This is a genomic window from Cytobacillus sp. FSL W8-0315, assembly GCF_038002905.1.
Taxonomy (GTDB): domain Bacteria; phylum Bacillota; class Bacilli; order Bacillales; family Cytobacillaceae; genus Cytobacillus; species Cytobacillus pseudoceanisediminis.
In genome coordinates this window covers 1925076-1949228 of record NZ_JBBOOC010000001.1, presented here as the reverse complement: position 1 = coordinate 1949228, position 24153 = coordinate 1925076, and the positions used below count along the sequence as shown (strand labels likewise).

Genomic DNA, 24153 nt, shown 5'->3' with positions numbered 1-24153 from the left:
GGGACTATTCCTTAGGAGACGCCTAATCCCCAGAAACATTTATTTGAGGCACAAGGCCTTCTTATAGTGACTTTCGCAAATGAAGGATCTCCATTGCGATTAAAGCCGCTTTAGCATAATCCTTTTGTCGTTCTGCTTCTTTTTCTTCATTTAGTTTTTCCTTTATTTTTAACATCTTTTGATAATTCAACACCTGTTTAAGATAATCTGATAATTCCTGTTCGCTTATTTCATCGTTAATGGACATCATTTCTATATCCACCACAATTCGCTTAAGCTTTTCATCTTTTATAAAATTTATAAATGCACTCGGATCAGGCGTATGGCCTTTTTCGTAGAAACCTAAAAGATAGGTAATAATTGCCTGGTGTTCATCGATGTTAAATGTATTTCCCTGAAGCATATCTTGAACTTTAAATGCTATGTCACTATTCCTGAGCATGTGGGCGATTAGCCTTCTCTCCGCTGTATGGTAGGCGGGTTTAAGACTGTCAGCCCTTTTTGGTGTTTGAAGCCTTTTTTGAGGTTCGAAAGCACCTTTCCCTTTATGGGTGTTCCTTCGCTTCTCCGTATAATAGACCTGTTTTTGCTGCTCTTTCAAGGCTTCCAGAGAAAGTGAGAATTCATTCGCAAGCTGGCGCAGATAATGATCTCTTTCGACCGCTTTATCCAGCTGGCTGATCTCCTTTAATACCTCTTCGATATAAAGGAGACGATCTCCTTCATTTTGAAGCCTTTTCCCCCTGCGGAGATAAAGCATCTTAAATGCCATAAAGGTTATGCTGGACTCGATTACATCATGACGAAATTTTTCTTCTCCGAACTCATTAATATAATCATCCGGATCATATCCGTCAGGCATGAGCGCCACTCTGATCTGGCATCCTGCTTCCATTAGCAGATTTGCAGCCCGGTATGCGGCTTCAATACCTGCATTATCGGAATCATAACAGATCGTGATTGATTGAACATTTCTTCTTAAAGAAGCAACATGTTCTTCAGTTAAAGCGGTGCCCATCGTACCAACGCCATTGCCGACACCAGCACGATCAGCAGCGATTACATCTGCAAACCCTTCAAAAAGAACGGCCCTCTGCAATTTTTTAATCTGTGGTCTCGCCAAATGAAAATTATATAAAGTTTTGCTTTTATTGAAGATTACAGTTTCAGGGCTATTTAAATATTTGGGCTCATCGTCCCCAAGTGATCTTCCCGAAAAAGCAATCGTATTTCCGCTGCGGTCAAAAATCGGGAACATGATTCTATCTCTGAAGCGGTCAAAATAGTTCCCATCTTTCTCCCTTTTGATAATCAGTCCTGCCCTTTCCATAACATCTGCCGGGAATTTTCTTTTAGTAAGGAACTTGAAAACAAAATCCCAGGACTTCAATGAATAGCCGATTTGAAATTTCTCAATCGATTCCATTGTAAAGCCTCTATTAAGCAAATATTCAAGTGCATGCTGACCATCTTTTGTGTTTACGAGCAGATGGTGATAAAATTTACGTAGAAGCTCATGAGCTTCCATCATCTGCTGTAAATCTACAGGCATTGATTTTGCTGATGCTGCAGATGCCGCATCAATTTCAAGCTTGACATTTCCTTTTTCAGCGAGTTTCAAGGCTGCTTCCTGAAAGGAATATCCTTCTAATTCCATTAAGAAAGAAAAGGCATTGCCTCCCGCTCCGCATCCAAAGCAATGATAGATTTGCTTTTCGGGCGATACAGAAAAGGAAGGAGTATTTTCGCCATGAAAAGGACAAAGCCCAAAATAGTTGCGTCCTTGCTTGTTTAATTGAATATAGTCGCCAATGACATCAACAATATCTACAGCTTGCCGAATCTCATTTACTTTCTCCTCGGCGATCCGTTCTGCCATATGAACAACTCCATTACTTACTCAGGTATTCGATAAACGTTACTGAATTCCTTCAAGATTCGACAAAATTTTTGTCAATTGCTGCACAAACCTGGATCTGTCCTCTCGGCTGTATGGTTTTGGGCCTTTCCCATAAACTCCTCTTCTTCGCGCTTTCGCTGAAAGGTGCCTCATTTCAAGCGCGGTCCGAATTTCATTTTCCTCAAATAAAATTCCCCTGGGAGAAAGGACATAAACACCATTGAGCAAAAGAGTTGATGCCAATCCAATATCTTGAGTTACAACTACATCTCCTGATTTCACATAATTCATTATGAATAAATCAGCAGCTTCCTTACTGCTGTCAACGAATTTCCAGACAGCCCCATTTAGGTCATTTTTCATATGGGCATAAGAAGCAACAAATACTGCGTCCAACGTAAAGGAATTGGCTATTTCGACAATTTCTTCTTTAACGGGACAGGAATCAGCATCTACTATAATGTTCGGTTTGCCTGATGTTCTAATAATTCTACATCACTCCGCATAATCCTTCTTTGCATGAATAACTTTTGCATTGTGAGATATGTCGAATTTTTTCTTGGTCGAAAACTTGACATGCCACAATAAATAGTTTATTCCTTCGCAATGAACTCTAAACCTATTCAGGGACATTTTTATCACAATTTTTTATTATAGTACATTAATCTCTATTTTGCCATTAATTTATCTGGGATGAATATAATTTAATTTACAGGTTTTCCCCTGAAAAAAGCCATCCTTAGAATGGAGCTTTATTTCGGGGTTCCAGAGGAGTCTCCCGCTCCCTATTCTACCCTAAGCTAAACAGCCTAAATGCCTAGTATAAAAAAGAAAAGGCACATAAAAATTTATGTGCTAGCTTTTCGGAAAGCTTTTACGGTATTGATTTAGAATCATATTGGCTGTTTCTTCTACTGCCTTATTCGTGACATCTATAACCGGGCATTTAATTTTAGATACAATCTTTTCAAAGTAACCTATTTCTTCTTTGATTCTCTCTATATTAGCATAGCTGGCATTATCGCTTAAACCTAGCGATATTAGACGTTCTCTCCGGATAAAGTTTAATTTCTCAGGACTGATTTTCAGGCCGAAGCACTTATCAGGCGGGACAAGAAACAGCTCTTCTGGAGGATCGACTTCAGGAACAAGGGGAACGTTAGCCACTTTAAGGCGCTTATGTGCCAGATATTGAGAAAGAGGTGTTTTTGATGTCCTTGAAACGCCTATTAACACTATATCCGCTTTTAATATCCCACGAGGGTCTCGGCCATCATCATATTTAACAGCGAACTCGATAGCCTCAATCTTTTTAAAATAATCCTCATCAAGCTTTCTGACCAGTCCAGGTTCAAAAAGAGGGGTAATGCCGCAGGCTCTTTGGATTTGATCCATTAAAGGGCCAACGATATCAAAAGCATATATTCCTTCTTCTGCAGACCTCTGGTTAATATACTTCCTCATATCCGGCTTAACCATTGTATAGGCTATCATGCCATTATCCAGTTTTGCCAGCGAAATGACTTCATCAATATGTATTTTTTCTTCAACATATGGGAAGCGCTTAATAGATATATCACTGCCATTAAACTGGCTTGTGGCAGCTTTTGTTACAAGTTCGGCCGTTTCTCCCACTGAGTCCGAAACGACGTAGATGATCGGCAATTTTTCCATTCTTCAACACCATCTCCTTCTTACTTTGCTACTTTTCGCCGGCCAGGGCCAAGAATGCTTTTGTCAGGTTTGTTTTGGTTATCCGGCCGTTTACTTCGAACCCTTTCTCTGTCTTTTTTACAACAGGAAGGGCATCGATTTGCTTTTCAATCAGCTTTTTAGCAACTTCTATGAGCAAATCATCTTTTTCACACATCGTAATATTAGGCATTCTTGTCATAATGATATTAACAGGGATAGAATTAAGCTCCTGCTTGCCAATACTAGCCCTAAGCAAATCCTTCCTTGACAAAACCCCTACAAGCAGTGAACTCTGGTCCACTACAAATAGCGTGCCGACATCTTCCAGAAACATAGTCACAATTGCATCATATACCGATACATTCTCATTAACGACTACAGGAATGGATTGATAATCTCTTACATAAAGCTTCTGAAGGTTTTCTGTCAACAGCTGTGCCCCGGTTTTTCCTGTATAAAAATATCCTACACGCGGACGGGCATCCAAATAGCCTGCCATCGTTAATATAGCCAGATCCGGCCTTAGTGTTGCCCTGGTTAAGTTAAGCTGTTCCGCTATACTCTCACCAGTGATCGGTCCGTTTTCCTTTACGATTTCTATGATCTTTTCCTGCCTTTTATTTAATTCGATCTTCCTCACCACCTATTCTGAACAGGGTATGCTAATGGCACTCATTTCCCATTATAATAATGTTATACTTTTATATAATTATTATATACTATTTGTCATAAATGAAAAGATGTGTTTCCTATATAGTTCTCTTTACTTCGCCCAATATGTCCAAAATATGAAAGAGCCCGTCAGCAATATAACAGGCTCTTTCCTGACAGCTAAAGCTGCTGTCTTCTTTCTTAAAATTTAATCCTATTCCAGCAAAAAACGCAAAATTTAAGCTCGTTATTTAACAATAATTTCGTTCATATTTGCAAACTTCTTAATCAAATCAGCCAAATTTGCCATCTGGTGCAGCCTATTGCTGCGAATTTCCTGCTTTTCATCCATAACCATAGTATGCTCGAAGTATTGATCAATTTCTGGTTTCAGGCTAATTAGCAGGTTAAAGGCAACTTCTTCTGCTACCTCTTTTCTTAATTCCTCGTTCACTGATAAATATTTGTTGAAAAGAGATTTTTCGTAAACATTTTCAAATAAGCTGCTGTCTATATCCCCTTTATCCTCTGCTTTAGAAGCAATGTTGATAACTCGGCTAAGAGCTTCAATGCTTTCCTTGAAACCTGCAGCATCCTTATGGGACTCCAATACTTCAGCTCTTTTTACAAGTGAAGGCACTGAACCGATTTCACTGCCCAAAACGGCTTCAATTAAGTCATAACGAACTGTCTTCTCCTGCAGCATATATTTGATTCTTAATTTAAAGAATGAAACCAGTTCCTGCATCAATTCACCCTTTGATTTCTTTCCAATCTTCGAATTAAGAACAGTCTCAGAAGATAATGCAATTAATTCTTCGAGTTTTAAATCCCAATTTTTTGCCAGTAAAGTCTGGATAACACCCGTTGCCTGTCTTCTTAAGGCATATGGATCCTGGGAGCCGCTTGGAATAATCCCTATTGCAAAGGAAGACACAATTGTGTCGAGCTTTTCAGCAATGGACAGCACTGCACCAGCATCACTTGCAGGCGTCTGGTCCTCTGAATTGCGCGGCATATAATGTTCATTAATTGCACGCGCCACAGCTTCCTTTTCACCTTTTTGCAGGGCATATTTTTCACCCATAAAGCCTTGCAGCTCTGGAAATTCATAAACCATGTGCGAAACAAGGTCGAACTTGCTGATTTCAGCAGCCCGGTCTGTCACTGCCTTTGCCTCATCGCTGAAATGAAGATTTTCACTCAAATTAGCTGCCAGCTGGCGAACACGTTCCACCTTTTCAGCAAGAGTTCCAATTTCTTCATGATAAACAATGTTCTTAAGTTTTTCCAGTGATGCCGCGATATCCGTTTTTTGGTCCTCCCTGTAGAAGAAAGCTGCATCAGAAAGTCTTGCCCGCAATACTTTCTCATTTCCTTTAGCCACTTTCTCCAAATGTTCATGGGATCCATTTCGGACAGTAACAAAGTAAGGAAGCAGCCTGCCCTCTTTGGACTTTACCGGAAAATAACGCTGATGCTCCTTCATCGATGTAATTAAAACCTCTTCCGGAAGCTCCAGGTATTCTTCTTCAAACTGGCCATATAATGCTGTTGGATACTCAACCAGGTTATTTACTTCTTCCAATAAATCTTCATCTACAGGGATCACCCAGTCATTTTCTTCTTCTATTTTTTGCAATTGTGATAGAATTGCACTTTTTCTTTCCTGCGGATTAGTTATCACATATTGCGCCAGCAGGGACTTTTCATAATCAGAAGGATTGTTAATTTCAATCTCTTCGCCCAGAAAGCGGTGGCCCCTTGTAAGGTTAGAAGTATGAACGTTTGTAATTGCAAAAGGAATGACTTCATTTCCGAATAATGCCATAAGCCATTTGATCGGCCTGATAAAGCGCAGCTCCTGGTTTGCCCAGCGCATATTTTTCGGGAATGATAACGAGGTGACAATCTGCTGGAGTTCCGGCAGCAGTGCTGCTGTTTCCTTTCCTTTTATAAATTTGCTGACATGGGCATATTCAACCCCATTAATTTCTTTAAAGAATATATCTTCAACAGAAGCTCCCTGGCCCCGGCTGAATCCAACCGCAGCTTTTGACCATTCTCCATCCTCGGTTAAGGCAATTTTTTTTGCAGGTCCTTTCGCTTCCTCATTTATGTCCTCCTGGGCGGTATCTACTCCCGTTACAAGAACAGCCAAACGGCGTGGAGAAGAGAAAGCGCTGATCTCGTCAAAAGATATTTTCTTTTCCAAAAGCCATGAGTTCACTTTATCTGAAAGCTGATTCATTGAATTAGTGACAAATCTGGCAGGCATTTCTTCAAGTCCAATTTCCAGCAGAAGATCTTTCTTATTCATGAGATTCTTCCTCCTTATCCTTTAATATTGGGAAACCGAGTTTTTCTCTCTCTTCATAAAAAGTTTTGGCTACTTTTCTGGCCAGATTTCGGCATCGGGCGATATAGCCGGTTCTTTCTGTAACAGAGATCGCTCCCCTTGCATCAAGCAAATTAAAGGTATGAGAACATTTTAATACATAGTCATATGCCGGGTGTACTAGGCCTTCATCCATTTGTCTATGTGCTTCTTTTTCATAAATATTGAACAAATTGAAGAGCATTTCCTGATCTGATGTTTCAAATGTGTATTTCGAATGCTCGAACTCAGGCTGCAGGAAGATATCTCTAACCGTAAACCCGTCAGTCCATTCAAGGTCAAAGACATTTTCCTTGTCCTGAATGTAGGATGCAAGCCTTTCTATTCCGTAGGTAATCTCAACTGACACAGGCTTACATTCCAATCCGCCTACCTGCTGGAAATATGTGAACTGCGTTATTTCCATACCATCAAGCCAAACTTCCCATCCTAAGCCTGCACAGCCCAGAGAAGGATTTTCCCAGTTATCTTCTACAAACCGGATATCATGTTCAAGCGGATCAATGCCCAATGCTTTTAATGAATCAAGATACAGCTCCTGAATATTATCCGGCGACGGCTTCATGATCACCTGAAATTGATGATGCTGATAAAGCCGGTTTGGATTCTCACCAAAACGCCCATCGGCAGGACGGCGTGAAGGCTCCACATAAGCAACATTCCACGGCTCTGGTCCAATCGCTCTTAAAAAAGTATACGGGCTCATTGTTCCGGCCCCTTTTTCAGTATCATATGCCTGCATCAAGATACAACCCTGTTCAGACCAATGTTTTTGAAGTGTTAATATCATGCTTTGAATATTCATAGGACACCTCTTTCTTATTGTATAAATTATAGCTTTATGAACTTAACAGCTGTCTACCCACCGCTTTTCTGTGAACATAAAAAACTCCCGTCTCTATGCCCAATGGCATAGGGACGAGAGTTTACCCGCGGTTCCACCCTATTTGCTGCGATTTTGACCACAGCCTCTTTAGTTGTCGATAGACAATATTGCTCTGGAGCGCCCTTCCTTAACCATCCATGCCCGGCTCCCACTATCCCGGGTTCGCTTTAATTAGAAAAGGTTAAGTACTCTTCTCCTTCACAGCAATTATATTTTATTACTTTGAATCATAGCGGAATGGATTTAAATTGTCAATAATAACAAAAGCCAATGCGCTTCGCCTATAAAGAAACGCATTACATTAAATCATTAAACTTAGCCATTTGATTCAGAAACTTCTTTGTCTTCAAGTTTAAGCCTGAATACTCTTCATAATAGGCAGAAATAATCTTTTTCAATTCAGCTTTGGTTTCTGGTTTGACAGAGATATTGCCGAGCCGGGACAAGTCAAAAAAGTAAAACAGGCGAAGAAGCTTAATTGTCGCCTGGGACACTTTATAATGATAAGGATCCTTATCAAGGCAGCGGTGACAAATAAGCCCGTTTTCGCGGATAGAAAATGCAAAATGCCCGTCAGTGCTTCCGCAGACAGAACATTGATCAAGTACTGGATATAAACCCAGAGCATTCAGCATTTTCATTTCATAAATGTTTGTAAGAATTTCCGGGTCATATCCTTCGTTTATTAAATTTAGGGTTTGATACAGCAATTCGAACAAAAATGGGTTGGGCTTCTTATCCTCAATGCTTTTATCAGTCAAATCGACAATATAGCTTGCATATGCAGTCAGAAAAATATCTTCTTTAATGGACCGCATAGATGAAATCATGTCCCCCTGCTGCAGGGTACCCAAACCGCTTCCACGCTGAACTAAGAAATTCCCGTATGTAAAAAGCTGGGTGACAGCAGCAAGTCTGCTGTTCGGCTTTTTCGCTCCTCGTGCCATCACACCAACTTTTCCCCATTCACGGGTATATAAAGTAACAATCTTATTTGTTTCACTATAATTAGTTGTCCTGATGACGATGCCTTCACATTTATCAAGCAACCGTGACACCATCCCTGTCTTTCGACAAACCTATGAGATGGGAAAATCAGCTTCTGCTAGCTCTTCATCATTGCTGCCGGGTATATCCTGAGTTTCCTTTTCTAGCTCCTTGAAGAGAAGATATGTGTCAATATTTCCTGTCTGGGAAAACACTCTCCAGGTAAAATCCATCATCGAAAACCCCACCTTTCAGTTATTCAACTAGCAATTTCTTTATCCCAATACATTTATCTATATCATAGCCTGTCTTTGTAAAATCATGAGACGAAAATATTGTCAATCACCTGCATGCATATAAATCAGAAATGAATAATACTTTAATTAGGGCTGGGTTTAGTACTCATCTTCACGGAAGCCAAAGTCGCGGAGCTGTGACATTTTATTGCGCCAGTCTTTTTGGACTTTGACCCATAGCTCCAGGAAAACCTTTGATCCAAGAAGATTCTCAATATCAACTCTTGCTCTTTTTCCGATTTCCTTGAGCATTTTCCCTTGCTTTCCAATCACAATGCCTTTTTGGGAGTCACGCTCCACAATGATTGTAGCCATGACATGAATGACATCCTTATCTTCGCGGCGTTCCATTTTATCAATGGTTACAGCAAGCGAGTGCGGTATTTCTTCTCTTGTTAAATGCAGTGCTTTTTCCCTGATCAGTTCGGAAACGATAAATCTCTCTGGGTGGTCCGTTACTTGATCAGCTGGATAAAACTGCGGCCCTTCCGGAATATATTCTTTAATCTGTCCTAACAGCGTCTCTACATTATTGCCTTCTAAAGCAGAAATGGGGATAATTTCGCTGAACTCGTACTTTTCCTTGTAAGACTCAATAATTTTAAGAAGTTCATCAGGATGTACCTGGTCAATCTTATTGATTACAAGGAAAATCGGTGTACGGACTGACTGAAATTTCTCAAGTATGAATTCTTCACCGCGTCCAAAGCCTTCCTGGGCATTTACCATAAACAGGATGACATCCACTTCTTTAAGTGTATTTTGGGCAACTTTCATCATAAAGTCTCCCAGTTTATGCTTTGGCTTATGGATTCCTGGCGTATCAATAAATATAAATTGTGCGTCATTGGTAGTCAGGACACCTTGAACTTTGTTGCGCGTTGTTTGCGGTTTATCACTCATAATCGCAATCTTCTGCCCGATTACGCGATTTAAGAACGTTGACTTCCCTACGTTCGGTCTGCCGATTATGGAAATAAACCCTGATTTGTGTCCTTTTGGTGTAGTAGTGTTATTCATGTAAATCCTCCGGTGAAAATGCTCCTGGCAGTAATTCTTCAACTGTTAATTCCTTAATATCCCCTTTTAAGTTGGTTAAAACCACTTTCATTTCAGGCGGACATAATTCGGCTATTACCTGTCTGCATGCACCGCATGGGGGAACTGGACGGTCTGTGTCAGCAACTACAGCTATGGCTGAAAAACTTTTTACGCCATCAGAATACGCTTTAAAAAGCGCAGTCCTCTCAGCACAATTACACATGCTGTATGCAGCATTTTCGATGTTGCAGCCATGAAAGACCTGCCCGTCACTGCTTAATAGTGCCGCTCCTACTTTAAATTTTGAATATGGCACATATGCTCTATCTCTTGCAATCATTGCTTCTTTTATTAGTTGATCGCTGTTCACAAATAATTCTTCCTTTCCTGTAAAGCGAGTTGCTCCCCAAGCCAATAAACCCAAGGTTTGGACCTGCAATGGGCCTTGTGAAATTAAGCAATGCGCTCAATAGCTTCTTCGGTAAGAAGCAGCCGCTTCTCTTTTATTTTACAACATTTTACTGTGATTTTCATCGTTTGTAGCAAAAACGTAACAAAAAAATTGAATTTTCTAAAAATACATAGGCTGATTTAATTTTGAACCAGGTCCCTGTTCTGAATGAGATTCCACAAACATCTCCCCAGCATGCAATATTTACTGCTGTTCTGTCATTTTAGCGGATTCAGTGAGCGTTTTCAAACCCATGCTCTAAATTTTTTCACCATACTTCAGACTTTGCTGTTTATATAGAAATACCAAAAAGCAAAGCTGCCCATCCGGACAGCTTCACATTACTGCAAAAATATGAGAATTTTAGGAAGGAATATAACTCCGCCTATAATTACACTTACAATTGCATACACCAATACTGCTCCAGCAGCAATATCCTTTGCTTGCTTTGCAAGGGGATGATACTCTTCTGTCGCCAGATCCACAACCCTTTCAATGGCAGTGTTCAGCAGTTCGAGTGAGAGCATGCCCCCTATGGCCAGGAGAATGATTATCCATTCAAGGCTGGAAATGCCAAAGAATACCCCAAACATAATAACAGCTATCGACACTGCCAAATGTATTTGCAGATTCCTTTCATTCAATAATGCTGCCCTAATGCCGGAAAAAGCAAACGAAAAGGATTTTAGGACACTGTGTTTTCGGACCTTTCTATCTTGTGAGCCCGAATTCATCTAATATATCCTTTTGGCGGGAAAACATTTTTTTCTCATCTTCTGGATTTTCATGATCATATCCAAGAAGATGAAGGAAGCCATGGACCGCCAAAAAACCAAGCTCCCTTATAAAAGAGTGACCGTACTCCTCAGCCTGCTCCTTGGCCTTTGCAACTGAGATAATGATATCCCCCAGGACTCTGGGCATATCGGCACCAATCAGTTCGATTTCACCTTCACCCAGCTCTTCCATTGCAAAAGAAATAACATCTGTCGGCCGATCTTTATCCCGATACTCCCTGTTAATTTCCCGGATGCGTTCATTGGTCACAAATGTGATGGATACTTCGCTTTCCGGCTCCACAGATTCTTTAGAGGCAGCAAAATTAATTAGCTCTTCAATTTTGGCTATATCATTTTCCTGAAGCTCATTTGTTTCGTCCAAAAAATCAATATTTAAATTCATGCCTGTTTCACCTTCTGTTTTGTCATTTCAGGATACTCGATACGTGAATGGAAAATCCCGTTTAACGTTTCGCAGAACGAGTGTGAAACGGTTTCCAGTTCTTTTAAGGTTAAATCACATTCATTCAGCTGTCCATCCTGAAGTCTGTCTGCGATTATCTTTTTGACCAGTTCCTCTATTTGTTCTGTTGTAGGATGCGCCATGGAACGGACTGCAGCTTCCACACTATCAGCAATGCCAATTACTGCCGACTCTTTTGATTGCGGTTTTGGTCCCGGATAGCGATAGTCCTCTTCCTTTACTTCCAGCCCATTCTGTTTTGCTTTGTAGTAAAAATATTTAAGCAATGTTGTTCCATGATGCTGTTCGGCAATATCTACTATCTCCTTCGGCATCTTATGCTTCCTCAGCATTTCAGCCCCATCGGCAGCATGGGCGATTATTATATTCTTGCTGGTATGCGGAGGGAGGCGATCATGCGGATTCTCAATATTAACCTGATTCTCGATAAAAAACTGAGGCCGCTTTGTTTTACCGATATCGTGATAATAGCATCCCACCCTTGCCAGAAGGCCATTCGCCCCAATAGCTTCACACGCTGACTCGGAAAGATTGGCAACCATTACACTATGATGATAAGTTCCGGGAGACTCGGTCAGTATCTTTCTCAGCAGAGGATGATTAGGATTAGATAGTTCTATCAGCCTCATAGTAGACAAAATTCCAAAACCTGCCTCGAAATACGGCAGCAGGCCAATTGCCAGCACTGCAGACGAAATACCTGAAATCAGAGCAATAACAAAGTAAAAGCCATATTCAATCGTATCATAGTGGCCGTTTCTTAAGAAAAGCATTGAAAAGATAACAAGTATGTTTACTGCGGATACAAATAAACCAGCCTGCAAGATTTTGGAGCGGCGATTCTGCTTGCTCAAAAACAATATAGCAGCCAAGCCGCTGCAGAGGATATAAATGGCTGATGTCAGCTGAAATGTGCCAGTAACGCCTTCATTAAAAATTACGCTTCCTGCAATAGCCATAATGATCGTATAGTACATGGCAAGCTTTTCATCAATCAGTATTTTGATTAGCATAGCTCCCATGGCTGCAGGGTAAATGTATCCTATCTCTGAATAATCAGCATATTGGAATAGACTGATGACCTTCATCAGCAATATGGATAAGATAAAAATTAGGCTAAACAGCAAAAGATAACTTTGCTTTGTTTCCCGCTGCACGTTCATTTCATGGAAATAATAATATAGGGCTGATAAGACAATGACGATTATCAGCGATAGCCCTATAAAAGGCTGAATCGAATTAACACTGTCAAGAAGTCCTGCAAGTTCCAGCTGCCTGTATATGTCCCGGCTGATAAGCTGATTTTCCTCTACGATTATCTGTCCCTGCAGGATCTTAACCGGCTCGACACTCTCAACAGTCTGCTGTCGTAATTCTTCCGTGGCAGCAGGATCATAAAATTGATTTTGATATATAGCATAACGTCCCAGTTCTATTGCAGCTTTTTTTAAATCTGAATTCAAGCTGGTGAACTTCAATTCTTCTTCAACCCGCTTTTTCGCGTTCTCCACCTGTTCAGCCGGAATCTCATTATTCATAATTTTATTGATGGCCGTTACCGTAAGGTCTTTTGCAATGCTCAGCTCCCCCTCCTTTGCCTGCAGCAAAGAAAGGAAAACGCCATCTGATACCTCACGTGTTACGTCATCAGTGAGCTTTTCCTTAACCATAGCCAATTTATCTTCAGGACGGGTGGCTTCTGGGTCCGGTGCCTCAACATTATTATCGGCCTCAGTTTGAGCAGCTTTCTTTTTCTCTTCCATCTCTTCTTTTACTTCATCGTTCACTTCCGATACAGATCCGAAAATGGAGGTAACCAGGTCAACTCTGTTTTGTGCAATCTCTTTTTTTACAACGTAAATATCCTTAACATTATTTTCTGCTTCTTTTCTCTTTCTTTCTGTGCTAGCTTTATCCTCTATTGTTATTGGAGACCTTATAGTCTGTTCAGCAACAGAGAACAGACTTAAATCCAGTTTTTCAGGCTTAACATTGCTATACATGGAAAAATACATAACAATCCCCAAGAGAATAAATAAGAGAACACGAAAAAAGGTCATATTAAGCAAATTTCTGATTGTTGACATACTCTGCTGAAGGTTTGGCACATTTACCCCTCCTGTCCTGGGTAAAAAAATTCCAATAACTTTAAAAAGCATTTCAGTATTAATTATGTAAAATCATAACAGCTTTTCTGATGGTTTTCACCAAGAAAAAATGGCCTATCTATTAACAGGTTACCTAAACATTTCATTAATAGCAAATAATTCCATGATAAATCCTGCTATCATTCATACCGGTGGGATTTTTTACTTAACGAAAAAACCGCCAAAGTCGGCGGTTTAACGGTTCACTAGTTATCTTCCTTTTCGTATGCCTGGATAATCCTGGCCACAAGCGGATGCCGAACAACGTCACTTTGTTCCAAATGAACGAATGATAGCCCACTTACACCCTTTAGTATATCTTCAGCCACTATGAGGCCCGATTTTACTCCTTTTGGAAGGTCAACTTGTGTTCTGTCTCCAGTAATAATCATTTTTGAGCCGAAGCCAAGCCGGGTTAGAAACATCTTCATTTGGGCTTGAGTTGTATTTTGCGCTTCATCCAGAATGACAAAGGCATCATCTAAAGTTCTTCCGCGCATGTACGCAAGCGGTGCAATTTCAATCGTGCCTCTTTCAATCATTCTTTGTGTATGCTCTGCACCTAATATATCATGCAAAGCATCATACAATGGCCTTAAGTAAGGATCGACTTTTTCCTTCAGATCCCCCGGCAGAAAACCAAGGCTCTCGCCTGCTTCGACTGCAGGACGGGTAAGGATAATCCTTTTCACATTCCCATTTTTCAAAGCATTTACAGCCATGACAACAGCCAAATATGTTTTTCCCGTTCCTGCTGGACCTATGCCAAAAACCAGGTCATTCCCGCGGATTGCATGAATATATTGACGCTGGCCCAGTGTCTTAACGCGAATGGACTTGCCTTTTGCATTTTTTGTGATTTCTTCTTCATATAAATCACTGAAATACTCAAGTGTACCCTTATGAGCCATTTGAAGAGCATACATAACGTCTCTCTGGCTTATATTTATTCCTTTCCGGATTACATAAAGCAGTTTATCCAGAACCTTTCCAACGAGTTCTACCTTGTCCATTTCTCCAGACACATAAACAGATTCTCCCCTGGTTACAATGGAAACATTCAGTTCTTGCTCAATAACTTTTAGGTTTGCATCCGAATTCCCCAATAGGGCAATTGCTTCGTTTGGGTCTTCTAGCTGCAGGTTCATTGTTTTCAAGTCTTCTGTCATTCCGAATCTCCTTGAATAATTGGTTGTCCTTCTGCAATATTCTCAATAATTTGGAAATGTATTGCTATAGTTACTTTACCATTGTCAATTGATTGGTGCAAAACTTTTTCTCCCATAACTTTAGCATTTTCATCTAAGCTGCTTTTTATTTTTTTTCTTGCCAAATCTTTCGCAGCTTCAAATGCCTCTTTATTCGAATAAATTCTTGTGACTTGCTCCCTTTCACGGAACGTTTTATTCACATATGAAATAGGAAGCTCCCATTTCAGGAATTTTACGCTTTTTTCATTTTCCTCTAATTCATATTCTTCAAACTCCGGGCTCCCAAACCCCCATATTGGGATCTCAAGATTTCCGATCGTAAGTGCATGCTTGACTTTTTCATTGCCGCTGAATACTTTGAAAGTGCTCTTAAGCGGAAGAATGACCTCAGATTTATACCATGTTTCCCCGAAAATCTCCCCCTTCGAAGGAACAGTCTCTGTTTGACCTTCTTTCCCGATTATCCCTGAGACCAAAAGCTGTCCTGGCTGAACATGATCGTGTATATCAACGACTGGACGCCCTTCTTCGACAAACATATCTACAATGACGGCTTTTTTCTTCGCTACCAAATGGCGCGGACTTAAATACTCAGGCTTCTTAGGCTCATTTTTCTCTACGACCTGTAGATGGTAGGTTGTCCCTTTTAACTCCACACCTACCCAAGTAATGGCTTCAATGTTGTTTGAAAGTTGACGCTGAATAGACTCCACGTTATCAACAAAGAACTGCAGCTTTCCTTTTTTAACCCCCATCTTGTCCAATTCTTTGATAATCTGATATTCAGTAGCAGGATTTGCACCCTTAATCTCTATTCCCCAAACCATATTGGATAAAAGGAGAATGACTGCAAAAAATGCGAGGGCACCAGCAGCAAATCCGCTGTTTTTCAGCAGCCTTTTCACAAGGAATGGAGCTCCTGCCCGCTGCAGGAACTCGATTCTGCAATCGCTGTTCCTGGCGTGGCTCCTTATTTTTTTGGCATCTTCCAATTTCATTTTGAAGGTGACTGATTGCGTTCCATGGTTTTTTACATTCCAGATATTGATTCCGCTGCGGGTAAGCGCATTAATAAACCTTTCTATTCCCTTCCCGCTTGCTTTAACTGTTACAAGCCCCCTGTAAAATTCGATCCACTGGTTCTTCATTTCCTTCCCCCTGAATTCTTAATCAGTGTCTGAAATATAAGTTACTGAGTCAATTTTCCCCTCCAGCAGTATTTCTTCTGGCAGTATCGTTTTTATGACGAAAGCTTTCCCTCTAATTAAAAGCTGCCCCTGCTTCAAAAGCAGTCTTAATTCCTTATCTGAAAAAGCCAATAATCCCCTGTGGTTCTCTATATAGATATGGATTTGTCCAATCATTGTGATGCGGGGCAGATCCATCATGACATCTTGAGGAAGCTCCATATTTTTAGTCATCCAGCCGCGGACGAATTGTCCCCACTTTTTTGCCATAAAAAAAGAACCCCCTTTCATCTCATATTTATGAAATGAACGGAGGTTCTAGCACTTATTTTTGATAAGAATAGAATGTATCAATGCCAACCCTCCCAAAAAGGCAAATAACGCCTTTTGGTGAGACTCGTCTTGTGCTTGGGCCCGCAGGATAAGGAAGGCTTCGTCAGCATAAACATCGCACGAAGCGACAGCTTTTGGGAGGATGCGGGTCATGCAGACGCTGCCACAGGACGCAGCGATCTTAGTCTGCGTTCCTTCGCGGGCAAGGAGCTTCCACTTTTCTTATTGCTTCCTGTTCAGGGATCGGTGAGGATTTTTTGATCTTGGTGGCCCAAGGATTTCAGACCAGATTATTCCGTCAGCAAGCGATTGTTTCCTAAACTCAAAACTTCCTGCTCCAGATGGTTCTTTTCGATGCTCTGCGTTTGTATTGGAAGCTGTTTTCGCTATTTTACTTGCTTTTCTTTCTGCAGCTCTCCGCTGATTCTGAAGAGCCTTCATGCTTTCTTCAGCCTGCTGTTTACGCTGCCTGTATTCTTCTTCTATTCTTTTGGCTTTCTCTTCCTGCTGCCTGTATTCTTCTTTTAGCGTTTCGGCCAATGCAGAATCTGCCGAAGTTCTTTCTGCCTGTGCCCTCTGCTCTTGCTGTACTGAACGGGGAGTCTGTTTAACAGGCTTTTCCTCCTTCTTTTTTTTGAAGAAGGAGGAAATGAAAGCTATTAAGGCAATAAGAATAAAAGGATTCTCCAATAAGAATTCCAAGAGAGTTTCCTCCCTTCTCCCAATATGGGATCATTTAGTCATTTTTGCGGCCATTTTTGCCATCATCACTCATATTGCCGATTGAGTCCCTCATTTCGGTATCAGCCGAGATGTTTTGGATATTCATATAGTCCATTACACCAATATTTCCAGAACGGAGCGCTTCTGACATGGCAAGCGGCACCTGAGCCTCTGCTTCCACAACCTTCGCTCGCATTTCCTCAACGCGGGCTTTCATTTCCTGTTCTTGCGCTACTGCCATTGCACGTCTTTCTTCCGCTTTAGCTTGGGCAATCTTCTTATCTGCTTCAGCCTGTTCAGTCTGAAGTTCCGCACCAATGTTTTTGCCGATATCGACATCTGCAATATCAATCGAAAGGATTTCAAAAGCGGTGCCTGCGTCCAGACCTTTTGAGAGAACGGTCTGAGAAATCATATCTGGATTCTCCAAGACCTTTTTATGATTATCAGATGAACCGATTGTAGATACGATCCCTTCCCCGACACGTGCTACGATTGTTTCCTCTCCAGCTCCCCCGACAAGGCGGTCAATATTGGCTCTTACAGTAATTCTGGCCTTTGCTTTAACCTCAATACCATCCATCGCCACCCCTGCAATAAAAGGTGTTTCAATTACTTTAGGGTTAACGCTCATCTGTACTGCTTCCAAAACATCTCGGCCTGCCAAATCAATAGCGGCACTTCTCTCAAAACTTAAATCGATATTTGCACGATGGGCTGCAATCAATGCATTCACAACCCTGTCAACATTACCTCCGGCCAAATAATGGCTTTCCAGTTGGTTTGTTGATACATTCAGCCCTGCTTTGTGTGCCTTAATAAGCGGGTTAATAACACGGCTTGGGATAACCCGGCGAAGCCTCATCCCAATTAATGTAAAGATACTGACTCTGACACCTGCTGCCAATGCTGAAATCCATAGCATTACCGGTACAAAGGTGAATAATATCCCAAGTAAAATGACACCAAGTACAACGGCAACCAGAACAAATACTGTCCCTGCTTCTAACATATTCCTACCTCCTGATGATTTTATTTATCTAAATCAAGATTAGATACTTCCCTTACAACAATACGTGAGCCTTCTGCTTTAACAACTTTTATTTTTGCCCCTTTAAGGATAAAGCCTCCCTCACTGACAACGTCAATCCGCTCATCCCCGATGACGACTGTACCAGATGGCCTTAGAGCTGTAAGTGCATAACCCTCAAGGCCAAGCAATTCAAGTCTGCTTTTATTTGAGATATAGCCTTTTTCTGTATTTGTGCTATCGGTTAATATAATTTTTTTAAAGAATTTCATCTTTTTACCAAACACCTTTATCATTAATATAGATGCCAATATTGAAACTCCCATAGCAATTAAAATAGACATCCCCATATGGGCTGCATTGTCAGCAGCCAGGAACAGGCTGCCCAATACTGCTGCTATTCCAGCTATTCCTGCAATTCCTCCAGGAAGGAAAAACTCAGCTATTATTAAACCTATGCCAATTACAAACAGAATTAAAGTTTCATATCCTGCCAGACCGGCCACCATATGGCCATAAAAGAAAAGGAGCAGAGCCGATAACCCCATGAGGCCAGGGATGCCGAAGCCCGGTGAATACAGCTCAAGAACAAGTCCGAGGCTTCCGATGGACAATAGAATTGGTATAACGACAGGATGGGTAATAAAACGGGCCACCTTTTCTGCAAAGCTTTCATCAATTGTCTGTATATCAGCTCCCTCAAAGCCGAGCACTTTCAGTAATTCCGCCCTTGAATCTACTGTGCCTTCCGAATACCCTACCTCTTTAGCCTGTTCCGCTGTAAGGGTAAGAAGCTTCCCTTTCGGCGCCCCCAAATCTGGCAGATCAACCGACTCATCTGCCATAGCAAGGGCATAAACAGGATCTCTGTCCGTTTGTGCGGCAGCACTCTGCATAGCCGCAAACCAGTATGATTCAGCTTTTTTGCCAGCCGTATTTCCCTGCTGATCAATAATTGCTGCAGAACCCATTGTTGAACCCGGGACCATGTATATTTCATCCGTATTCAAAGCTATATAGGCACCTGCAGATAAGGCCTGCTTATTGACAAAAGATATTGTTTTTATATTTGTCGAGGTTAACAGCCTTCCGATTTGCCCGGCTGCATCCACTGCGCCTCCGGGTGTATTTATTTCAAATATAATGGCTGAGGCATTTTCTTCTTCAGCTGTTTGGACCGCTCTGTTTAAAAATGCATAAAGCCCTTTTTCCACAGTTTCTTCAATAGGAACAATCAGTATTTTTTCATTATCGGCTTTTCCTTGAAAAGGGCTTCCTAAAAGCAGCAGAGCAAAAAACAATGAAAAGGCGGTTATTGCTCTTCTGGCAATCAAATCTTTCCCCCCTTTAACCGCAAAATTGATTCTATTTGTATTTACGATTCAATTATTAAAAAGTTTCATTTTTTATTTTTCCCTTTGATTAGTATTTACAAAGCGGCTGTATTATTAGTATAACCTAGAAATGAATGTAAATCATGCCAGCAGTATTTAGTCACATAGCCCTAAGGATATGCATAAAATAAGTCAGCGCAAAATAAAAAAGACCGTCAGCCAATGGCTTTCGGTCTTTTATTGCATAGTTTTATGAAAGGTGTTGTTGTACAAGTTTATTTACAAGTGAACCATCTGCTTTGCCTTTTACCTTAGGCATAATAGCAGCCATCACTTTTCCCATATCAGCTTTTGATGAAGCACCAGTTTCAGCAACCGTTTCTGCAACAATTTTTGAAACTTCATCTTCAGAGAGCTGTTTTGGCATATATAATTCGACATACTGAAGTTCAGTACGAATTTTTTCAACAAGATCTTCACGACCTGCTTTTTCAAATTCATGGAGGGAATCCTTGCGTTGTTTAACTTCGCGAGAAAGGACAGTCAGCTCCTGTTCTTCGTTAAGATCTTTACCAAGCTTGATTGCTTCGTTTTGAAGCGAAGCTTTAATCATACGAATGACAGTAAGCTTTTCTTTTTCTTTATTCCTCATCGCTTGTTTCATATCTTCATTTAAACGCTCGAGAAGACTCATTACATACACCCTCTCTTACCACTTACGCTTTCTAGCAGCCTCAGACTTTTTCTTACGTTTAATACTAGGTTTTTCGTAGAATTCGCGCTTTCTTGCTTCCTGCAAAGTACCAGTTTTTGATACTGAACGTTTGAAGCGACGAAGAGCATCTTCAAGCGATTCGTTTTTACGAACGACGGTTTTAGACATTCTCTTTCCCTCCCTCCGAGCACAACACACTTACATCAACAACATGGTTTATTCCATGTACCTTGCAATTATAATATAACAGCTTATCAAGGTCAACAGTAATTAGCCTGCTATGAGATGAGTTTTTATTTGATTGTGATTGTTTAATACCCCGTTCATCACAAACGAAACAAATTTTCGCACTTAAGCATGTCCCAGCATACTGTCCCATAGTATTAATTGTAGGGGGTGAATGCTTGGTCCAGCTGTTATTATTTTTTCTGCTAATCGGGTTATTTATTTATGGTATGACACTTTTAAGGTCAGGTCTATTTAATTTATCTGCCGATTCATTAAAAAAATGGCTGGCAGTGATGACAAATTCACCCTGGAAAGGCCTTGTTATTGGCACAATCGTCACAGCTGTCCTGCAGAGCAGCTCAGCGGTAATGATCATTACAATTGGAATGGTAGCTGCACGGATGCTTACTTTTCCCCAGACAATCGGCATCATTTTAGGAACCAACATCGGGACAACATTTACGACAGAATTAATCACTTTTAATATAGAATCTTATATTATTCCGCTTGCTGCTGCCGGAAGCATCCTGGCTGTATTGAAGAAAAACAGCATGCGAAGCACCGGTCTGGCATTGCTGGGTTTATCAGCGGTTTTTGCAGCCATGCGCGGGTTTGAATATCTTGCCAGTTCAGTTAAAAATAATGATATGGTCAATCATTGGCTGCTTACCTTGGATGGGAATTATATGTTCGCAGTAGCGGCTGGGATTGTCCTTACTGCGATTATCCAATCAAGCACCGCAACAACTGGCATTATAATGGGGTTTTTAACTGCAGGAGCAATGGATTTGGATACCGGCATTGCCATAATGCTTGGATCTAATATCGGAACATGCGTAGACGCTTATTTGGCATCCATTGGTTCTGGAAAAGAAGCAAAGCTGACTGCCTTTGCCCATATCTGGCTCAACTGCCTAGGTGTCGCAGCCTTTTATCCTTTTATTCATGCCCTTGCTGTTTTTGGACAAAGTGCAGCAGGTTCTCCGGATGTGCAGCTTGCACACATCAGTGTTTTATTTAATGTAATATCTTCACTGCTTGTTCTTCCAGTTGCAAATCAGTTTGGAAGGTTTGTCATCAGGCTTCATGACCGATAGAACAATAAAAAAATGCCGGTAAATCCCGGCATTTTTTTCAACAAATATAAAATTTTAAATTTCGACAACTGTCTACAGGTGCCATCGGCTCACAGGTCTAAGCCGATAAACGGGCACCTTCCGCTTTTCTTAGTAATCCGAATCGCTTGTTAAACCGTTGACAATAGCAGCCCCAGAGCTTGCCCCAATTCTCGTTGCACCTGCATCAATCATTTTCTGTGCATCTTCAGCGCTTCTGACACCGCCTGAAGCTTTAACACCGATTTCCGGGCCGACAGTTTTTCTCATCAGGGCGATATCTTCTGCAGTTGCTCCGCCTGTTGAAAATCCTGTAGATGTTTTAACAAAGTCAGCCCCTGCTTTTACAGAAAGTTCACATGCACGAACTTTTTCTTCTTCAGTAAGAAGACAGGTTTCGATAATAACCTTTGTTAGTGCCTTTCCTTTGGCAGCATCAACAACCGCACGGATATCTCTCTCCACTAGCTCATTGTCTCCGCCTTTTAAAGCGCCAATGTTAATGACCATATCTACTTCTGTTGCACCGTTTTCGATGGCATTCTTTGTTTCATATGCTTTTGTTTCAGGTGTGGAAGCTCCCAGCGGGAAGCCGATTACCGTGCAGACTTTCACTTCAGTCCCGTTAAGCAAGTCGCTTGAAAGTTTGACCCATGCCGGGTTTACACAAACTGATGCGAAATTGTATTCTTTAGCCTCGGCACAGATTTTCTCAATTTGGTCTTTTGTTGCATCGGCTTTAAGTAATGTATGATCGATCATTTTTGCTACGTTATTTGTCATTGTAACTACTCCTTTTAAAAAACAGTTAGTTGTACGTACCTCTTACATAATATCACTTAGATAATAAAATATCGAGCACTATTTATGTTTTTTGTAATCGTTTTCGAAAGTAGTTTTTCCCAAAAGATATTAATAAATTAATCAAAATCACTTTTCTCGTAGATTGATGTTTTTGCTTAGGAATTCATCCCCTTTGATTTCAGCACGGGGCACCTGCCTTACGCGGGGAGCAACGGGAGCCTCCTCACCCAGGACATTGATTAAGCTTCCCGGAATGAGCACCGCACGAAGGAAATGCTTCAGCATTTTCGAGGATCAAGTGCCCTCCACTCCAATCAACTCCGTAACTTAGTTATTTTAAGAGCAATAAACTAAACAATAACAGCTTAATAAAAAAAGGAATTACCCTTGGGTAATTCCACTAAACTGCAGCCTCTTCTGTTTCATTCAATTCATCAAGGACTCTAACAAATTGACCTTCATTGTAAGGGTAGCCAGCTTTTGTAATCTTAACTTTTACAATCTGGCCGACCATTTCTTCTGCCGCCGGGAAGACGACTTTCAAGTAATTGTCAGTGTAGCCGACAAATAAACTGCTGTCACTGCTTTCCTTAAAGCTTTCCTCCGGAATCACTTCAAGAACTTCGCCTTCATACTGAGATGCGTATTCTTTTGCAAGCTGATCTGATAATGCAATCAGGCGATGGACACGCTCATTTTTAATTTCTTCATCAATCTGGTCGTCCATTCTCGCTGCAGGTGTTCCTGTACGCTTTGAATAAGGAAATACATGAAGCTCGGAAAATTTATGTTCTTTAATAAAGTTGTAGGTTTCCATAAATTCTTCTTCTGTTTCTCCCGGGAAGCCAACGATAACATCTGATGTAACAGCCAAACCTGGGAGAGCTTCTTTCAAGCGCTCAAGACGCTCAGCAAAGAACTCCATGGTATACTTGCGGCGCATTCTCTTAAGGACAGTATTTGAGCCAGACTGAAGAGGAATGTGCAAGTGTCTTACAACAACCTTGGACTGATCCATAACTTCAATAACTTCATCGGTAATCTGGCTGGCTTCAATTGAAGAAATTCTTAAACGTTTAAGACCTTTTACCTGAGCCTCCAGATCCCTAAGAAGCATAGCCAGATTATAATCTTTCATGTCTTCGCCATACCCGCCTGTATGGATTCCAGTCAGAACAATTTCTTTATAGCCGGCATCAACCAGCTGCTGCGCCTGGCGGATTACTTCTTTCGGATCCCTGGATCTCATTAAACCGCGCGCCCAGGGGATAATGCAGAAAGTACAGAAGTTATTGCAGCCTTCCTGAATTTTAAGGGAAGCACGTGTCCTATCGGTAAATGCCGGAACATCAAGCTCTTCGTAGACACGATTCTTCATGATGTTTCCAACACCATTAATCGGCTGCCGTTCTTGTTTATACTGCTCGATATATTCAAGCATCTTTACTCGATCCTGGGTGCCAACAACGATATCCACACCAGGAATCGCCATAATTTCAGCCGGTGAGGTTTGTGCATAACAGCCCGTTACACAGATAACCGCATCAGGGTTTTTCCTGATTGCCCTTCTGATTACCTGTCGGCTTTTCTTATCACCAGTATTTGTAACCGTACATGTATTAATTACATATACATCTGAAACGGATTCAAAGTCTGTCCGTTCATAGCCAGCTTCTTTGAACAGCTGCCAAATGGCTTCTGTTTCGTAATGATTGACTTTGCAGCCAAGTGTATGAAATGCAACTGCAGGCATCTAAT

The 24153-nt window shown here is 41.1% G+C and carries 24 protein-coding genes and 1 other annotated feature; of the genes, 1 reads left to right on the top strand and 23 read right to left on the bottom strand.

Translation table 11 applies throughout. The annotated features are described in order from the left end of the window. Positions 1-61: 61 nt before the first annotated feature. The 21 genes from dnaG to rpsU form a co-directional block, all read right to left on the bottom strand. Positions 62-1879 carry a DNA primase gene (gene dnaG / locus MKY20_RS09840; protein WP_009332989.1) on the bottom strand — a complete coding sequence of 606 codons (1818 nt, stop codon included), beginning with the start codon at positions 1877-1879 and terminating at the stop codon, positions 62-64. Between the two features lie 39 nt (positions 1880-1918). Further along, a complete protein-coding gene (locus MKY20_RS09835) occupies positions 1919-2386 on the bottom strand; it encodes a YaiI/YqxD family protein (protein ID WP_026041796.1) in 468 nt (155 codons plus the stop codon). A gap of 369 nt (positions 2387-2755) precedes the next feature. Then, entirely contained in the window at positions 2756-3574 is an 819-nt protein-coding gene (locus MKY20_RS09830) for a pyruvate, water dikinase regulatory protein (protein WP_009332991.1), read from the bottom strand. 28 nt (positions 3575-3602) lie between these two features. Next, positions 3603-4238, bottom strand: coding sequence for a helix-turn-helix transcriptional regulator (locus MKY20_RS09825; RefSeq protein WP_009332992.1), 636 nt, complete (start codon positions 4236-4238; stop codon positions 3603-3605). A gap of 255 nt (positions 4239-4493) precedes the next feature. Then, positions 4494-6566, bottom strand: a complete 2073-nt coding sequence (glyS, locus tag MKY20_RS09820; protein ID WP_251175139.1) for a glycine--tRNA ligase subunit beta — start codon at positions 6564-6566, stop codon at positions 4494-4496. Beyond that, complete coding sequence (gene glyQ, locus MKY20_RS09815) at positions 6559-7449, bottom strand: glycine--tRNA ligase subunit alpha (RefSeq protein WP_019382855.1); 891 nt, start codon at positions 7447-7449, stop codon at positions 6559-6561. The genes glyS and glyQ overlap by 8 nt, the downstream gene beginning before the upstream one ends. A 106-nt stretch (positions 7450-7555) precedes the next feature. Continuing rightward, positions 7556-7741: a binding site (T-box leader), on the bottom strand. Between the two features lie 85 nt (positions 7742-7826). Next, positions 7827-8579 carry a DNA repair protein RecO gene (recO, locus tag MKY20_RS09810; protein ID WP_009332995.1) on the bottom strand — a complete coding sequence of 251 codons (753 nt, stop codon included), beginning with the start codon at positions 8577-8579 and terminating at the stop codon, positions 7827-7829. A gap of 30 nt (positions 8580-8609) precedes the next feature. Continuing rightward, on the bottom strand, positions 8610-8753 hold the full coding sequence (locus tag MKY20_RS09805; RefSeq protein WP_009332996.1) for a YqzL family protein: 144 nt from the start codon (positions 8751-8753) through the stop codon (positions 8610-8612). Positions 8754-8912: 159 nt separating this feature from the next. Next, on the bottom strand, positions 8913-9833 hold the full coding sequence (gene era / locus MKY20_RS09800) for a GTPase Era (RefSeq protein WP_009332997.1): 921 nt from the start codon (positions 9831-9833) through the stop codon (positions 8913-8915). After that, positions 9826-10224: a cytidine deaminase gene (locus MKY20_RS09795; RefSeq protein ID WP_009332998.1), complete on the bottom strand. Its 399-nt coding sequence runs from the start codon at positions 10222-10224 to the stop codon at positions 9826-9828. Before MKY20_RS09795 ends, era begins: the two co-directional genes overlap by 8 nt. 422 nt (positions 10225-10646) lie before the next feature. Continuing rightward, on the bottom strand, positions 10647-11039 hold the full coding sequence (locus MKY20_RS09790; RefSeq protein ID WP_019382857.1) for a diacylglycerol kinase family protein: 393 nt from the start codon (positions 11037-11039) through the stop codon (positions 10647-10649). Beyond that, positions 11017-11487, bottom strand: a complete 471-nt coding sequence (gene ybeY / locus MKY20_RS09785; protein ID WP_009333000.1) for an rRNA maturation RNase YbeY — start codon at positions 11485-11487, stop codon at positions 11017-11019. The genes MKY20_RS09790 and ybeY overlap by 23 nt, the downstream gene beginning before the upstream one ends. Beyond that, positions 11484-13676 carry an HD family phosphohydrolase gene (locus MKY20_RS09780; protein ID WP_019382858.1) on the bottom strand — a complete coding sequence of 731 codons (2193 nt, stop codon included), beginning with the start codon at positions 13674-13676 and terminating at the stop codon, positions 11484-11486. The genes ybeY and MKY20_RS09780 overlap by 4 nt, the downstream gene beginning before the upstream one ends. Positions 13677-13921: 245 nt before the next feature. Next, positions 13922-14884, bottom strand: coding sequence for a PhoH family protein (locus MKY20_RS09775; RefSeq protein WP_009333002.1), 963 nt, complete (start codon positions 14882-14884; stop codon positions 13922-13924). Further along, positions 14881-16074, bottom strand: coding sequence for a sporulation protein YqfD (gene yqfD, locus MKY20_RS09770; RefSeq protein WP_009333003.1), 1194 nt, complete (start codon positions 16072-16074; stop codon positions 14881-14883). The genes MKY20_RS09775 and yqfD overlap by 4 nt, the downstream gene beginning before the upstream one ends. 18 nt (positions 16075-16092) lie before the next feature. Continuing rightward, entirely contained in the window at positions 16093-16383 is a 291-nt protein-coding gene (yqfC, locus tag MKY20_RS09765) for a sporulation protein YqfC (RefSeq protein WP_009333004.1), read from the bottom strand. A gap of 285 nt (positions 16384-16668) precedes the next feature. Then, complete coding sequence (locus MKY20_RS09760; protein WP_009333005.1) at positions 16669-17148, bottom strand: hypothetical protein; 480 nt, start codon at positions 17146-17148, stop codon at positions 16669-16671. A 34-nt stretch (positions 17149-17182) separates the two neighbouring features. Next, entirely contained in the window at positions 17183-18181 is a 999-nt protein-coding gene (gene floA / locus MKY20_RS09755) for a flotillin-like protein FloA (RefSeq protein ID WP_009333006.1), read from the bottom strand. Between the two features lie 20 nt (positions 18182-18201). Continuing rightward, positions 18202-19533, bottom strand: coding sequence for an NfeD family protein (locus MKY20_RS09750; RefSeq protein ID WP_217025886.1), 1332 nt, complete (start codon positions 19531-19533; stop codon positions 18202-18204). Between the two features lie 250 nt (positions 19534-19783). Further along, positions 19784-20227 carry a GatB/YqeY domain-containing protein gene (locus MKY20_RS09745; protein ID WP_019382861.1) on the bottom strand — a complete coding sequence of 148 codons (444 nt, stop codon included), beginning with the start codon at positions 20225-20227 and terminating at the stop codon, positions 19784-19786. A 15-nt stretch (positions 20228-20242) separates the two neighbouring features. Further along, on the bottom strand, positions 20243-20416 hold the full coding sequence (rpsU, locus tag MKY20_RS09740; protein ID WP_009333009.1) for a 30S ribosomal protein S21: 174 nt from the start codon (positions 20414-20416) through the stop codon (positions 20243-20245). 236 nt (positions 20417-20652) lie between these two features. Here rpsU and MKY20_RS09735 point away from each other — a divergent pair, with 236 nt between their 5' ends. Next, complete coding sequence (locus tag MKY20_RS09735) at positions 20653-21573, top strand: Na/Pi symporter (protein ID WP_019382862.1); 921 nt, start codon at positions 20653-20655, stop codon at positions 21571-21573. A gap of 129 nt (positions 21574-21702) precedes the next feature. On the opposite strand, the gene deoC is transcribed toward MKY20_RS09735, so the two are convergent. Continuing rightward, on the bottom strand, positions 21703-22374 hold the full coding sequence (gene deoC / locus MKY20_RS09730; protein ID WP_009333011.1) for a deoxyribose-phosphate aldolase: 672 nt from the start codon (positions 22372-22374) through the stop codon (positions 21703-21705). 421 nt (positions 22375-22795) lie between these two features. Then, positions 22796-24148, bottom strand: coding sequence for a tRNA (N(6)-L-threonylcarbamoyladenosine(37)-C(2))-methylthiotransferase MtaB (mtaB, locus tag MKY20_RS09725; RefSeq protein ID WP_217025888.1), 1353 nt, complete (start codon positions 24146-24148; stop codon positions 22796-22798). Positions 24149-24153: the final 5 nt, after the last annotated feature.